The following is a 13,509-nucleotide window of genomic DNA, read 5'->3' as shown; positions in this document are numbered from 1 at the left end:
ATGAGACGGATGGGTTTTCTCGTCTATGACGGGGTGACCATGCTCGATATGTCCGGCCCCGCGGAGGTACTCAGCCGTGCCCCCGGTTATGAACTGGTGATGTTCTCCCCGCAAGGTGGAAAGGTCACCGCCTCCAATGGACTGGGCATCGCCGATACCTTGCCGCCTGAAGCGGCCGCCGATCTGGACACGGTGATCATCACCGGTTCTGATTCGCTTCCTGATCAGCCGCTACCGAGAGAGCTTCTCGACGCCGCGGAAACACTCACCGCGACACCCCGGCGGGTAGCCAGCATCTGTACCGGGGCGTTCATCCTCGCCGAGCTCGGACAGCTCGATGGGCGCCGGGCGACCACTCACTGGCGCAACGCCCGCGATCTGGCCAGGCGTTTCCCCAGGGTTCGGGTGGAACCCGATACCCTGCATGTCCATGACGGCCGCTATCTTTCCTCGGCGGGTATCACTGCCGGGATCGATCTGGCACTTTCGCTGGTGGAAGAAGATCATGGGCCGAAGGTCGCCCGGGAGATCGCCCAGGAGATGGTGGTGTTCATGCATCGCCCCGGTGGGCAGTCCCAGTTCGCCGATGTCCCGCACACCCCGGGAGTGGACAATCCCATCCTGCAGAGTGTGCTCGAAAAGATCTACGCCGACCTGAGTGGCGATCACACCGTGGCGAGTCTGGCGAAGGACGCCGCCGTGAGCCCCCGGCACCTGAACCGACTTTTTCAGACGGAGCTGGGGACCACTCCGGCACGGTGGTTGGAGCAACTGAGATTATCCAGCGCGCAGCGTCTGATTCTGGATGGGCATACCGTCACCGCGGCGGCACGGGGTTCTGGTTTCAGTAGCGATGAGAGCCTGCGCAGGGCTTTCGAACGCCGCCTGCACACCACTCCCTCGGAATATCGGGCCAGGTTCAGCTCCACGTTCCAGCGCACCCAACATTAGGGGACAGGCTCCGCCCGTTCTTTCCTGCTCGGCTGACCTCAACCCTCGGCATATACTCGTTTCCCATGAGCCGAACCCGAGATTTTGCCCAGGTGGATGTCTTCTCCGCGCAGCCCTACCGCGGTAACCCGCTGGCCGTCATTCTTGATGCCGAGGGGCTCAGCGATGCGGAGATGCGCCAGATTGCCAATTGGACGAACCTCTCGGAAACCACCTTCCTGTTCCCGCCCACCAGCGGGGAGGCGGATTACCGGGTCCGCATCATGACGCCCTCAGGCGAGCTGCCCTTCGCCGGGCATCCGACGCTCGGCTCGGCACACGCCTGGCTGGAAAACGGTGGTATCCCTCGCCAGGAGGGAAGGATCGTCCAGGAGTGCGCGGCCGGCCTGGTGGAGATTCGGCAGGAGCGGGACAAGCTCTTCTTCAAGGCCCCGCCGACCGTGAAAGACGGCCCGCTTAATGGCGCCGAGTTGGCGCAGCTGTGTACTGCGCTCGGGGTCAAGGAAGAGCAGGTCATTGGCCACCAGTGGGTGGACAATGGGCCCGAATGGTGCGTGGTCCAGCTGCACTCAGCCCAGGAGGTGCTCGAGGTTGAGCCTGACTACAGCGCCGCCGGTGACCTGAAATTCGGAGTGGTCGGCGCTTATCCCGAGGGCTCTGAATTCGCCTTCGAGATCCGGGCCTTTGTTCCCGCTGATGGTGGGGAGGACCCGGTGACCGGCAGTCTGAATGCCTCCGTGGCGCAGTGGATGCACCGCACCGGCCAGGTCCGTGGCAGCTACCGGGTTTCCCAGGGCACCCGCCTCGGGCGCGCCGGGTCAGTGTCCATTGAATGCACTGAAGCCGGCGAGATCTGGGTGGGCGGAAACGTGGCCACCTGTTTTAAGGGGAGTGCGCTGGCTTAAAGATGCAGCCCTACTCGCAGCCGATGCCGTCACCATCGCGGTCCAGGTGGCTGGCATAGCCGGGGGAGCCAGCGTAGATGGGGGCTGCGCCGGCAGCCCTGACTGCGGTGCAGTTCTTGTAATAGGTGGCAGCGGGGGCCGGAGCGGGCGCAGGAACAGCTGCCGGCACGGGAGCCGGAGCCGGTGGCGGGACAACTTCGCGCACCGGATCAGGCAGGGAGACGATGCCGCGTCGGAGGCCGTCATCTTCGTTGACATCGACATCCAGGTTGGCGGGATCAGTGACCGGTTCCGTGGTGGTGGTTTCCTCGGTGGGGGTCGGGGTGACTTCGGTGGTCACTGTTGTGGTGACTGTTTCTGTGGGTGCGGTTTTGGTGACCGTGACCGTGGTGGTGGGCACCGGTTCCGTGGTGTCAGCGGCGCTGGTTCCGCAGGCGGAGAGAGTCCCCAGAGCCATGAAGGAGGCGAGTGTGATGCCTGCCAGTTTCTTCCAGCTGTTGCGCTTTCCAGATGAACCGGCAGCGCCGCCATAGTGTGCTAACACGTGAACCCCAAACTAATTAGATGCTGACTTAACATTAAGTAAATTAGCACGAACTAATTGTTTAGGTCGCATGAAGGAACAATCTCACTGTCCGCTAAAAGGTGGTGTGACCATCACATATAATTCAGTTCCTGAAATTGCAGGCTTCCTGAGGTATACGCCAAGGCTATTGGCTGCCGGAGTTTCCTGAGAAACCGTGACTTTGCTCGCTGGCTCGGCGCAGAGTCGCACCATTAGAGCCAACACCACCGGAGTACCCCTGCCGAGCCCGTTCCAGCAGTGTGGCATCAACAGCGCAGCACCAGCCACACCTCACTCCGGGAAAGCCCAGGCTACTGGCCTGCCCGGGCTTCAGCCTGAGTCGGTGAGGTGGTCTTTTCATATCGCTCATCGTGCTGTCCGGTGTGGGCCTCGCGGCGCATGCGTTCCACCATGTGCGGGTAGTGCAGCTCGAAGGCGGGGCGCTCAGAGCGGATGCGCGGTAGGGAGGTGAAGTTGTGGCGTGGTGGCGGGCAGGAGGTGGCCCACTCAAGGGAGTTGCCATAACCCCAGGGGTCATCCACGGTGACGATTTCACCGTAGCGCCAGGATTTGAAGACATTCCAGATGAAGGGCAGGAGGGAGATGCCGAGGACGAAGGCGAAGATGGTGGAGATCTGGTTGAACAGGGTGAAGCCATCGGAGTCCAGATAGTCGGCATAGCGGCGGGGCATGCCCATATTGCCCAGCCAATGCTGGATGAAGAAGGTGCCGTGGAAGCCGATGAAGGTCAGCCAGAAGTGGATCTTGCCCAGGCGCTCATCGAGCATGCGGCCGGTCATCTTCGGGAACCAGAAGTAGATGCCGGAGTAGGAAGCGAAGACCACGGTGCCGAAGACGGTGTAGTGGAAGTGGGCGATCAGGAAGTAGGAGTCAGCCAGATGGAAGTCCAGTGGTGGGGCAGCCAGCATGACGCCGGTCAGGCCACCGAAGAGGAAGGTCGCCAGGAAGCCGACGGAGAAGATCATCGGCACTTCCCAGGAGATATTTCCCCGCCACATGGTGCCGGCCCAGTTGAAGAACTTCACACCGGTGGGAACGGCGATGAGGAAGGTCATGAAGGAGAAGAAGGGCAGCAGCACCGCGCCGGTGGCGAACATGTGGTGGGCCCACACCGCCATGGAGAGGGAGCCGATGGCCAGGGTCGCAAAGATCAGCCCGACGTAGCCGAACATCGGCTTGCGGGAGAAGACGGGGATCACTTCAGAGACGATGCCGAAGAATGGCAGCGCGATGATGTAGACCTCGGGGTGGCCGAAGAACCAGAACAGGTGCTGCCAGAGGATGGCGCCACCATTGCTCGGGTCGAAGATGTGGCCACCGAGTTTGCGGTCATAGAGCACGCCCATGGCGGCCGCAGTCAACAGCGGGAAAACAAGTAGTGCCAGAATCGCCGTGACGAAGATATTCCAGACGAAGATCGGCATGCGGAACAGGGTCATGCCGGGTGCTCGGAGGCACAGGATGGTGGTCAGCATGTTGATGGCGGAGGAAATGGTGCCGATGCCGGTCATACCGACACCCATGATCCACAGGTCAGCGCCCACACCGGGGGTGTGGATCTTGTCTGAGAGCGGGGAGTACATGGTCCAACCAAAGTCGGCGGCACCGCCCGGAGTGATAAAGCCCAAGAGCATGATAAGACCGCCGACACCGGTGATCCAGAAACCGAAGGCGTTCAGTCTGGGGAAGGCCACATCGGGTGCGCCGATCTGTAGCGGCAGCACGAAGTTGGCGAAACCCCAGACAATCGGGGTGGCAAAGACCAGCAGCATCACGGTGCCGTGCATGGTGAAGAGCTGGTTGAACTGCTCGTTGGAGAGGAACTGCAGGCCCGGCGTGAACAGCTCCGCGCGGATCAGCAGCGCCATCAGCCCGGCGATGGCGAAGAAGCCCAGGGACATGATGATGTACATGATGCCCAGTTGCTTGTGGTCGGTGGTGGTGAGCATGAGCCAGGCCTTCGAGCCCGTGCGCGCATGCCCTGTCGGTTCGGGTCTTATTGGATCGACATAATCTTCCAGCTTCGGTGATACGGCGGTCATGGAGTCCTCCTGACTGCGAGACAGCCGTGCAAGCGCCGGACTGTCCAAGTTTTAAGCCGCTTCTTGCGCAGGCGGCAAGGCTGTTTCCTTTACCTGACCTACTGCTGAGTTAGCCTAGTCCAACTTTGGGCTGTGGTGAAGGCCACAATATCTGGCTCGGGTGGTGGCCTCCTGCCGAAGTTGTCGCTGCGTCGGGCGGTTCAGGCCTTCGCGGCACGCAAGAGGGAACTGTCCAGCGCTTTTGGCTGCCGATATCAGCCCAAAAGGTGTGATGAAGGGAAGTATTGTGCCGGGCAACGTGGGGGTGAGATCTCTCGGATAAGGGCGGGATATCAGTGCCAGGTGTGGGCCTGGTGACCATCCTGGGTGAGCATCGTGAGAATGGTGACGGGCTGCTTCCCGTGGGCGCCGATGGCGTGCGGGGTCATGGTGGGAAACTCCGCGGCTTCACCTGTCTTGACCAGGATGAGGCGATCGCCGAGGCGGAGCTCAGCGGTCCCGGAGAGGACCGTGAACCAGTCGCGGCCGGGGTGGACGCTGGCTTCCTCGAGGGGAGGTGCCGGTTCGGTGATTCTCATCTTGGCGACGGTGAGCCCATGCGGGGCGCGTTCCCGTGCCAACGTCCAGATCGTCATTCCGCGGCGTTCATTCCGGTGGGGGCGAATCACCACATCCTCCTCATCGGGAGATTCGATGAGCTGATCCAGGGAGGTATCCAGGGCCTTCGCGATGGGGATGAGCTGGTCCAGGGCGATCCGCCGGGATCCGGTTTCAATACGGCTGAGGTTTGAGGGACTCAGGAAGCTGCGCTCGGCAAGGGTGTCCAGCGACCAGCCCCGGGCTCGGCGCAGCGCTCTGATTCGTTGCCGCACGAGTCGGTCCACATCTGGTTCTTGCTTCATAGGCAAGAGCCTATGCCATTGGCGCATGTGTTGGCTACGGTAGGGAGAATGACATCTTCCACCGGTTCCCCGCACTCCGATGCCCACCACCACGGCCACACCCACGCGCAGCACCCTGGGCATGCACATTCCCACGGGCACGCCCCCTTCCTGGCGCAGCTCCTGGAGCTCGACGCCCACGTCAATTCCGGCATCCTCACGGAAGCGACCGCCCGCCTGGCAGAGCTCTCGGGAGACCCCCAGCAGGTGAGGCGGGTCCTCGATATCGGCGCCGGCACGGGGACCGGCAGTATCGCGCTGGCCCACCAATTCCCGGCGGCAGAGATCGTGGCTATCGACATCAATGGGGACATGCTCCAGCAGGTGCGTATCAATGCCGAAGCCGCCGGACTGGGGGAGCGGATTCAGTTATTGCAGGCCGATATCGCCGCCGCAGAGGTGGAGCTCGGGACCGCAGATCTGGTGTGGTCCGCCGCCGCGCTGCATGAGGTGGGAGACCCCGCCCAGACCTTCCGCAACCTATTCGAGGCACTTCGCCCAGGTGGCTGGCTGGCCGTGATTGAAATGGATGCCCCACCCCGGCTGCTCCCGGCCGAGTTCGCCGAGTTCGAGGCGAAGCTGCACACCACCGGGCCGGCGATGCCCTCGGTGGATCATCCGGACTGGTCGGCAGCACTCGCAGCCACCGGATTCGAGGTCCTGCCCATCCAGAAGCTGAACACGGATCAGACCTTCCCCGCAGACGGGCCGGCAGGTGAGTTCGCGGCGCTGGAGCTGCGCCGCCTCGGCCACGCCGCCATGTCGGGGCTGCCGGAGGCTGAGCGCAACACCCTGCTGCAGCTCACCGGTGATGGGGCCGGCAATGTGCGCACCCTCGGTGAGCTGTGGATCCGGGGATCCCGCAGCCTCTGGGCCGCCCGCCGCCCCTAAAAGCTTCACTGCTGCTTATCGACGCCGCGGGCACCCCGCCGCATCCGCCCGGGCCAGCGCGGGGAGGCCTCAGGCTTCTTTGCGTGCGGACATCTCCGTGATCCAGATCGGCGCATAAGGCGAGACGCAGCCCGGGGAGGTCGGATAATCCTTGAGCACTTCCAGGCGCTCACCGATGGCCAGTGCGCGTTCCCATAGTGAGGGATGCTCGATGCCGATCTGGGCGAGACAGTTGTTCATCGCCCACTGCAGTCGCTCCGGGGCGCCGGCCATCTCCTGCTCAATGGTGTCCAGCAGTCCGCCGAGGTCCAGCCCTTCCGGCTTCTTGATGATCTTCTCCGCAGTCAGCGCCCAACCAGCGCTGGCAACCACGGGGTCCGCGTCTTCGAACCACAGCTTCCGCAGGGCATCCACGTGCTTGGACTTCTTCACCACATAGTTCACCAGCCAGTCCTGCACCTTCGGGGTGTTCGACTCCCGCAGCATGGTGTCCAGGTCATCCTGGGAGCAGTCCTTCGGCCGGCAGATCAGCAGTGCGAGCAGCCGTGCTGCGGAATCCCCGGTGGCCCAGAGCTCGAGGGCGAGTTCCTGGTTCTTCTTCAGCCGCTTGGCGATGGCCCGCAGCTTGCTCAGGTTCACAGCGTGATCATCGCCGTGCTTTTGGTTGACCGCCAGGAACTTCTCATCGGCCAGCTCAGCGAGCTCGGCCATGATCTCGGTGAGGGTGGTTGCTTCTGTGGTGGCCATGGAAGCTCAATTCTGAAACTGTAAAAATTCTTCGGGTACGGAAACGTTATTGAAGGTCATTGTTATGAAAACAAGACCGATTCAAACCACATAGATTGAAGATGAATTATGTTGAGCAGGCGCTTCAGGCCTTGAAGAACAAGAAGTAGGTCAGTGAGCCGAAGTCCTAAAAGAAGATTGAGACTGGATCGCCTTAGCGATGGTCAGCGTAAGTTTGGCATTGCCTTCCCTTCTATGGTCAGCTCTCAAATAATCTGAATTCTAAGGACGACAGACCCACAGAATGAGCAGTCCAGCTACTCCACGTCAACATGTTTCGAGTTCAATCCGAACGATTCGACTATGCCATTGGCCAGAAACTCGGAATCAGTGGCGGACCAGGTATGGGAGCCGTGGCCGCGAACCTGGATGAAGTTGAACCGGTCAGCGGCATAGATCCGCATTCCGGCTGCCAAAGCATCTGAAAGGAAGGTGGTGTCTTCACCGTGGGTGATGTCTGCGAAAGGAATCTTCTCGAAGACTCGCCGGTATCCCACCAGAGTTGGCCCCGCGACGAAGTCCGTCCAGCGGTGCTCCCGGGTTGGTCGGCGTAGCAGCAGGGTGTCATTTGAGTACAGATAGGCGTATGCCGCCTCTTTGCCCACTACATCAGCTCCTGAATAGTGCAGGGCATTTAATTGATCGAGGAGATAAAAATCCCCGTAGAGGTCGTCATCATCAAATTTGGCCACCACTTCACAGGTAGCTTCGGAAATGAGTTTATTTAGACAAGAGCCCAAACTCCACTCCGCGGGGCCAGCGAAAGAGCGGATATTTTCCAGGCCAAGCCGTGCGCAGGTGCTTTCCAGTTCGGACTTGTTGATCTCGAAATTATGAGACAACAAGAGAACCTCAGGCTTCACCTCTCGTTGCCGGGCGATCTGACCGAGGACATGATCAACCTGCTCTGGCCGGTTGGTGGACACAATTACAGAGAGGCTTGGTAGTTTTAGACTTTGGTGCTCAATACCGGCTGCAGCCAGCACCTGCTCAGCCCGGTGGGAGTATGTGTGTGCTCCCCAGATTCGACGCTGAGCCTTATGCACCATTCGATCGCGGTACTGCGGCGAGTTCACCAAGGAACGCAACGTCCAGGCGGCGTCATCTGCATCATCAACGGTCGGGACTTCATCAGCAGGGAAATAGTTACGGATGGCAGCGCTAGGGGCACTCACTACCGGAGTGCCACTGGCGGTGATCTCGAAGATGCGGCGGGCGCACATACTGGGGCTATCTGTCACGGAGTTGACGTTGAGGAATACCTTGAAATCCCGGTATGCGGTCAGCATCTTGGAGTAGGGCAGTGACCCAACGACATGCTGATTGAAAGGCTCGGGAAACTGATACTTCTCGTCGCTGCCGGCGAAGCGAGAGAAAATTGTCAGGCCGTGCTCCATGCGTGGGGAGACTTCATCTGCTGCAGAGAGTAGAAGTTGCATTTGTTCGCGGCGCTCGGGGAACTTGTGGGCGAAATACATGCCAGCAAAGGCTATGTCGCCTCGCTGGTGAACTCCAGGGATCCGAACTGGATTATGAATCGCCGGTTGAGCCGCGAAGCTCATCACCTGAATGCGGTTGTGGCCCAGAGCCTTTTGGTAGTTGCTGAGCATATTGATGTCGGTGGTAAAGACCTGGTCAAAAAGGCGAGCGGTGTCCAAGAAATCTTCGAAATGAGGTGGATCCTCCTTGTTCCAGAAGACCGTTGGAATCTCTTTTTGCCTGCAGTAATCTATCAAGTCACGAAGGCCGGGGCTAGGTGCCGAAGCCCCAGTCAACTGGTACTGCCAGGCCCCACTGTTTCCATTCCAGGCAGATTCCACGAGAAGGAGATCGATACCTGTATCTAAGACCTGACGCCAATTATCTGGCGTTACGGGTAGAACATCGAATTCATAGCTCCAAGCCTGCATGGAGAAGTCATCCAGGATGACGGCCACCTTGACGTTCCCGAATACTTTGGAGCGGGAGAGAGGAGTGTACTCATCGACATCAAGCGGTTCCCAGAACTTCTTGATCGGTGAGGCCGAGTCCTGGAATTGTCGTCTCCTCAACCACTCTTGGAACTGAGTAAAACCGCCTTGGCGAAGATGCCAGAAACCGCGTCGAGCTTCCCTGATCGTTCTTTTGATCTTCATTGCGGATGAGGCCTTTCCATGGAAGCTAGGAGTAAGAGGTTGGGGACTCGGTGAGCTAGCCGGCAATGCCGGACCAAGCAGCGAGTTGTTGATAGACACTGCGACGAAGCCGATCTTTGAAGGGCAACGAGAGCATGGCATGGAAGATTCGACGTGAGTTTAGAGGTAACACCACCAGAGGACCGAAATCCGCTTCGGAGTAGCCGTAAGCAGCCCAGGTAGACATGCGGTGTTCCCAGTAGAAGAGGTCTAGGAGGTCGTAGCCTGCGGAATTCTCCTCGCTGAGTTCTGTGTACTCCATATACTCAGCCATCGTCTCGATCAAACGTGGGTCATGTTGGAAGTCTGATTGGGTATATTTACCAGCAAGCACTTCAGGAGTAATTGAGTCAAACTCGCGTTCTCTGTAAAACGCGGTGCCGATCTCTCCACCGATTCCAAGGATTAAGGCCTCATCAGCTCCAAGGCTCTCATAGTAGGCTCTTGCAAGACTCGGAAACCGCGCCCAGGTGGGGAAAGTCTTCTGGTACATGCTGTTGAACTGCCCGCTACTCTGTGAAGGTGAGACATCGAGGATCTGATGCTTTAAGTCACTCAGGTTAGCTAATCGATTTGCTCCCAGTAGGTCATTGCGTGAATGATCTGCGTTACGTGCGAAGAAGTGATATGTCATCGCCTTTATATCGGCGTCATGCAGTAGATCGAGAGTTCCTATGAGGATTGCTCGAGAATCAGCACCAGCGGTTAGACCGAAAACCATTCGAGGTCGATATGTCAAAGCTGCATCCATCTGAAAGCGGAGCTCGGCAAGATACCGTTCGGTAGCTTCCTCGACACTGAGGCTTTCTGGCGGGATTGAAAAGAACCTGCGGTGTGTAACGCTAGAAGCTTCAATAGTCAGTACACAGTTGGCGATGACTAAATGCGCTATATCGTGGGGTGCAATCATACCAGGGAGGCATTTTCCTGCAGGGTTGGTGTAGCCAGGATGGGAGAGTACCCACTGGCATCCTGCACTCTTGGTGTCACCAGTTGCCTGCGCTACCAGCACGGAATGAGAAGCCAGGACAATTTGGGTACCTTCTTTGGCCCAGTAACATGAACGTGATGCCATAGCATCTACATGGACCCGAAGCGATGAAGATCTTCTGCCAATGGCGATGAATCGCCCACCCAGCCAAGTGACTGCTTTGTCGAACTCGTCCCAATTGTTAGTGGCAGAAATTGTCTTTAGTAGTTCTGAAGCCACGCCTTCGGATGTACGGAGTTGCTTCTCGGAGTCGGCAGCTTGTCCGAGCAGCAGCACTTCATGGGTTCTGTCGGCATTGGTCAAGTGACAGACTGCAAGATCTGGATCGTATTGGAATGTCCACTCTCCGAAATTTAAGGTTTGCCAGTGGGGAGGGACATTAGGGAACTCACCTTCCTCATCTTGGTTGAGAATCCATCCTTGGGCGAACTCATTACGATAATGTCGAATATCTGCGGCGGATTTTGTTTCTTCGGTTCGAGTAGCAGCTTCTTGCCAAGATTTCGTTAAATCAGGAGTGCTTTGGCTAAGGGCCTCGGTGGCCAGATAATTATGTAGTTTGGGTGTTGTAGAATTCTCGATGCGAATGCGGTTCCATCGCTTGAACTGCTTGGGCCCTCCCTTACGAAGATGCCAAAAGGCCTTGCGTAGTTCATTGATTTTTCGATGCATTATACGCGCCGATCTTGGATAAATTCGTCGATGCATTCGCGGAATAATTCGTAGGCGTCCGGAGTGTAGTGAAATGGGGCCCGCCCCCAGCGGTGTTCAAGATCCGCCACGAGTCCAGTAAACCGTGCAACCGTGAGCCCCAAGTCCTCAAGATACTCGAGATATGGGGCAAAAACCGCAGGAGCATCTTGCGGGCTGAGACCACCCAACTCACGAGTAGGTTCACCAGCGGTGTCGATTAAAGCCCAGTCAGGTGCCAAAACCAGAGTGCGGTCTTTGATCCCGATATGCTCAAGAGTGCTTACGAAATCGCCCGCAACTGTTTTCCACCGTGACGTGTGTTCTTCAGTACCAAAATCAATTTTACGGGCTTCGTTCAGTGCCCTCCTGAGCTCTGGAACTTTTCGAAGATCAGGGCTGTTTGTCACCACAGAGCCATCTGGAAACTCCCAACTTCCGGATCTCTCGACGTTGAGATCCCAAAGAAGCACATCGATATCTATAAGTTGTGCCATCTCGTCGAATAGGTTTCCCTTGATATCGAATTCGATAATGCGTTGTTGAAATTTGCTTGCTACTTCGAACTTTGGAAAGTTGACTGAAGCATCTTTTCCAGCGGAGAGTAGTGAGTGGCGTGCAATATACCGAGAGAGAGGATAGTTTATGTCGCCGGCAAACGAAAGGGTATCCCGGCTAACGCAACCTCCAAAGATGGCCGTTCTCGTGGCAGGGGGGGGAGCATCATTACACACTGGCTTTCCTATCATCTACGACTTGATCCTGGTAACACAGTAAAGTGAATTCGGTTGATACTTGAACATACTTTATCTAGCGGAGGTCGATGATGAATATCGGTGGTGACGTCGAAAGGCCGTCAGCGTCCTCGAAACAGAATGGCTTGGTGCTTACGTATGTTGATGATAGTGCTCTCTACAGGCTAAACGTACGCCCAAATCTTCCTCGCTATATCCGTCAATTGTGGAAGCGCCGGTATTTCATTGCTGCGGATGCCACGGGAAAATCTTTTGACTCGCAGCGAGATATGCTTCTCGGAAGAGCTTGGCTAGTAATTTCTCCAGTCCTTGATGCAGCAATGTATGGGATCTTGTTCGGCCTATTGCTTCGAACTTCTCGTGGTATCGAGAATTTCATTGGCTACCTGATTATAGGTGTTATCTTTTTCGGCTATATGCAGGCCGGTTTAAATGGGGGCACTAATCTGATCAAGAGTTCACAGGGAATCATCTCTTCCTTCATGTTTCCTCGAGCAGCTTTGGTCCTCTCTCAATCGGTTCGAAATTTCATCTCAGGGTTGGTGCCAGCGCTTGTAGCAATAGTTGGTGCCCTTGCCTGTCAGTGGGGTGAGCCTCCAACTTGGCGTCTTCTATTGGTTATGCCGCTTTATTTAATGATCCATATATTCGCAGCTGGAATTATGTTTATCGTGGCCAGGCTCTGCGCTTTTGTGCCCGATTTACGTGCGCTGATAGGAGTTGTAGGGCGAGCGTGGTTTTTCACATCGGGCGTGTTCTTCTCACTTGAACGGTATGCCACGATCCCGATCATTCAGGAGGTAATGGTGGCAAATCCTGCGTACCAGTTTCTCCAAGCTGTGCGAGACGTAGTCATCTACTCCGAAACACCGGACATCCAGGTATGGATATATCTCTTAGCGTGGACATGTGGTGCATTCGGTGTTGGTCTGATATTTTTCTGGCAAGCTGAGGAGCGGTATGGAACTCTCCACTAATGAAGTGACTGTGATGGTTCGTGACTTGTATAAAGATTATCGGATACCGGATCAGGGACGCCAAAATGTTCGTGCTTTAAGCGGAGTGTCTTTTGTGGCATATGCAGGAGAATCTATCGGAGTGCTTGGCCGCAACGGGTCTGGTAAATCCACTCTGCTGAGATTGATCGCAGGGGGAGAATCACCGACTGCAGGCGAGATCAGAGTCTCATCACAGCCAACTTTGCTTGGCGTTTCGGCAGCACTTCAGCCCCGTTTGAGTGGATCTCAGAACATCCGTTTGGGATTGCTCGCAATGGGTCTTACTCCTGGGGAAGTGGATCAAAAGTTTGACGACATTTGTAGATTTACCGATATAGGTGACGCAATTTTCCGACCGATGAACACATATTCTTCGGGCATGAGTGCACGGCTTAAATTTGCGATCTCAACAAGTGTCCAACCTGAAATTCTGTTGGTTGATGAGGCGCTCTCTACCGGAGATATGAGCTTTACCGATCGTGCTAAAAATCGCATGAATCGGATGCTGGAAAGTTCGGGTACCGTGTTTTTGGTTTCTCATGGAGCCGCGGTGATCCAAGAGAGTTGTACTCGAGCGATCTGGCTTCATGATGGTCGAATTGTGGCTGATGGTACGGCTGAGAGTGTGACAAAGTCCTACCGGGTGTGGGGAAATCGAAAATCCACTGGTCAGGACGACGAAGCTGAAGCGATCATCAAGAAGATGGAGGCATATTACAGTGCCCCAGATATTAAATTGATGAGCGAAAGGTACGGTCGTGTCGATTCTCGGAAATAGAAATCAAGACCCGTGTGAGAA

Annotated in this window: 12 protein-coding genes; 5 read left to right on the top strand and 7 right to left on the bottom strand. The window is 56.9% G+C overall.

Annotated elements, in window-relative coordinates; genetic code table 11:
* On the top strand, positions 1 to 951 hold the full coding sequence (locus tag ACTU46_RS14345; protein ID WP_443382988.1) for a GlxA family transcriptional regulator: 951 nt from the start codon (positions 1 to 3) through the stop codon (positions 949 to 951).
* Between the two features lie 65 nt (positions 952 to 1,016).
* Positions 1,017 to 1,856 (top strand): PhzF family phenazine biosynthesis protein, encoded by an 840-nt coding sequence (locus ACTU46_RS14340; protein ID WP_443382985.1) that lies wholly within the window; start codon positions 1,017 to 1,019, stop codon positions 1,854 to 1,856.
* A gap of 10 nt (positions 1,857 to 1,866) precedes the next feature.
* Here the strand turns inward: ACTU46_RS14340 and ACTU46_RS14335 are convergent, their stop codons facing one another.
* The 3 genes from ACTU46_RS14335 to ACTU46_RS14325 all read right to left on the bottom strand — a co-directional run bounded on the left by ACTU46_RS14335 (position 1,867) and on the right by ACTU46_RS14325 (position 5,386).
* Positions 1,867 to 2,400, bottom strand: a complete 534-nt coding sequence (locus ACTU46_RS14335; RefSeq protein ID WP_443382982.1) for an excalibur calcium-binding domain-containing protein — start codon at positions 2,398 to 2,400, stop codon at positions 1,867 to 1,869.
* A 332-nt stretch (positions 2,401 to 2,732) separates the two neighbouring features.
* Complete coding sequence (gene ctaD / locus ACTU46_RS14330) at positions 2,733 to 4,484, bottom strand: aa3-type cytochrome oxidase subunit I (RefSeq protein WP_443382979.1); 1,752 nt, start codon at positions 4,482 to 4,484, stop codon at positions 2,733 to 2,735.
* A 332-nt stretch (positions 4,485 to 4,816) separates the two neighbouring features.
* Positions 4,817 to 5,386 carry a helix-turn-helix domain-containing protein gene (locus ACTU46_RS14325; RefSeq protein WP_443382976.1) on the bottom strand — a complete coding sequence of 190 codons (570 nt, stop codon included), beginning with the start codon at positions 5,384 to 5,386 and terminating at the stop codon, positions 4,817 to 4,819.
* A 48-nt stretch (positions 5,387 to 5,434) separates the two neighbouring features.
* On the opposite strand from ACTU46_RS14325, the gene ACTU46_RS14320 reads away from it, so the two are divergent.
* Complete coding sequence (locus ACTU46_RS14320) at positions 5,435 to 6,316, top strand: class I SAM-dependent methyltransferase (protein ID WP_443382973.1); 882 nt, start codon at positions 5,435 to 5,437, stop codon at positions 6,314 to 6,316.
* Between the two features lie 69 nt (positions 6,317 to 6,385).
* Here ACTU46_RS14320 and ACTU46_RS14315 read toward each other — a convergent pair whose 3' ends face one another.
* The 4 genes from ACTU46_RS14315 to ACTU46_RS14300 all read right to left on the bottom strand — a co-directional run bounded on the left by ACTU46_RS14315 (position 6,386) and on the right by ACTU46_RS14300 (position 11,706).
* Positions 6,386 to 7,063, bottom strand: a complete 678-nt coding sequence (locus ACTU46_RS14315; protein WP_443382970.1) for a DNA alkylation repair protein — start codon at positions 7,061 to 7,063, stop codon at positions 6,386 to 6,388.
* A 296-nt stretch (positions 7,064 to 7,359) separates the two neighbouring features.
* Positions 7,360 to 9,237: a glycosyltransferase family protein gene (locus ACTU46_RS14310; protein WP_443382967.1), complete on the bottom strand. Its 1,878-nt coding sequence runs from the start codon at positions 9,235 to 9,237 to the stop codon at positions 7,360 to 7,362.
* A gap of 55 nt (positions 9,238 to 9,292) precedes the next feature.
* Positions 9,293 to 10,939, bottom strand: coding sequence for a hypothetical protein (locus ACTU46_RS14305; RefSeq protein WP_443382964.1), 1,647 nt, complete (start codon positions 10,937 to 10,939; stop codon positions 9,293 to 9,295).
* The gene (locus ACTU46_RS14300; protein WP_443382961.1) at positions 10,939 to 11,706 is read right to left on the bottom strand and encodes a DUF6270 domain-containing protein; all 768 of its coding nucleotides are present in this window, start codon (positions 11,704 to 11,706) and stop codon (positions 10,939 to 10,941) included. The genes ACTU46_RS14305 and ACTU46_RS14300 overlap by 1 nt, the downstream gene beginning before the upstream one ends.
* Before the next feature lie 134 nt (positions 11,707 to 11,840).
* Between ACTU46_RS14300 and ACTU46_RS14295 the strand changes: the two genes are divergently transcribed.
* The gene (locus ACTU46_RS14295; RefSeq protein ID WP_443382958.1) at positions 11,841 to 12,689 is read left to right on the top strand and encodes an ABC transporter permease; all 849 of its coding nucleotides are present in this window, start codon (positions 11,841 to 11,843) and stop codon (positions 12,687 to 12,689) included.
* Positions 12,673 to 13,488: an ABC transporter ATP-binding protein gene (locus ACTU46_RS14290; RefSeq protein ID WP_443382955.1), complete on the top strand. Its 816-nt coding sequence runs from the start codon at positions 12,673 to 12,675 to the stop codon at positions 13,486 to 13,488. The genes ACTU46_RS14295 and ACTU46_RS14290 overlap by 17 nt, the downstream gene beginning before the upstream one ends.
* Positions 13,489 to 13,509 lie beyond the last annotated feature (21 nt).

The sequence above is a fragment of the Corynebacterium sp. A21 genome (assembly GCF_052266655.1).
GTDB lineage: Bacteria > Actinomycetota > Actinomycetes > Mycobacteriales > Mycobacteriaceae > Corynebacterium.
Note: the sequence above shows the minus strand (reverse complement) of the source record. Positions and strands in the feature narration are given on the sequence as shown.

What these genes read in the sequence shown, in the direction of transcription:
- ctaD (WP_443382979.1), bottom strand. Translation starts at nt 4,484, where the DNA reads ATGACCGCCGTATCACCGAAGCTGGAAGATTATGTCGATCCAATAAGA.
- ACTU46_RS14305 (WP_443382964.1), bottom strand. Translation starts at nt 10,939, where the DNA reads ATGCATCGAAAAATCAATGAACTACGCAAGGCCTTTTGGCATCTTCGT.
- ACTU46_RS14315 (WP_443382970.1), bottom strand. Translation starts at nt 7,063, where the DNA reads ATGGCCACCACAGAAGCAACCACCCTCACCGAGATCATGGCCGAGCTC.
- ACTU46_RS14300 (WP_443382961.1), bottom strand. Translation starts at nt 11,706, where the DNA reads ATGATAGGAAAGCCAGTGTGTAATGATGCTCCCCCCCCTGCCACGAGA.
- ACTU46_RS14310 (WP_443382967.1), bottom strand. Translation starts at nt 9,237, where the DNA reads ATGAAGATCAAAAGAACGATCAGGGAAGCTCGACGCGGTTTCTGGCAT.
- ACTU46_RS14340 (WP_443382985.1), top strand. Translation starts at nt 1,017, where the DNA reads ATGAGCCGAACCCGAGATTTTGCCCAGGTGGATGTCTTCTCCGCGCAG.
- ACTU46_RS14345 (WP_443382988.1), top strand. Translation starts at nt 1, where the DNA reads ATGAGACGGATGGGTTTTCTCGTCTATGACGGGGTGACCATGCTCGAT.
- ACTU46_RS14325 (WP_443382976.1), bottom strand. Translation starts at nt 5,386, where the DNA reads ATGAAGCAAGAACCAGATGTGGACCGACTCGTGCGGCAACGAATCAGA.
- ACTU46_RS14290 (WP_443382955.1), top strand. Translation starts at nt 12,673, where the DNA reads ATGGAACTCTCCACTAATGAAGTGACTGTGATGGTTCGTGACTTGTAT.
- ACTU46_RS14320 (WP_443382973.1), top strand. Translation starts at nt 5,435, where the DNA reads ATGACATCTTCCACCGGTTCCCCGCACTCCGATGCCCACCACCACGGC.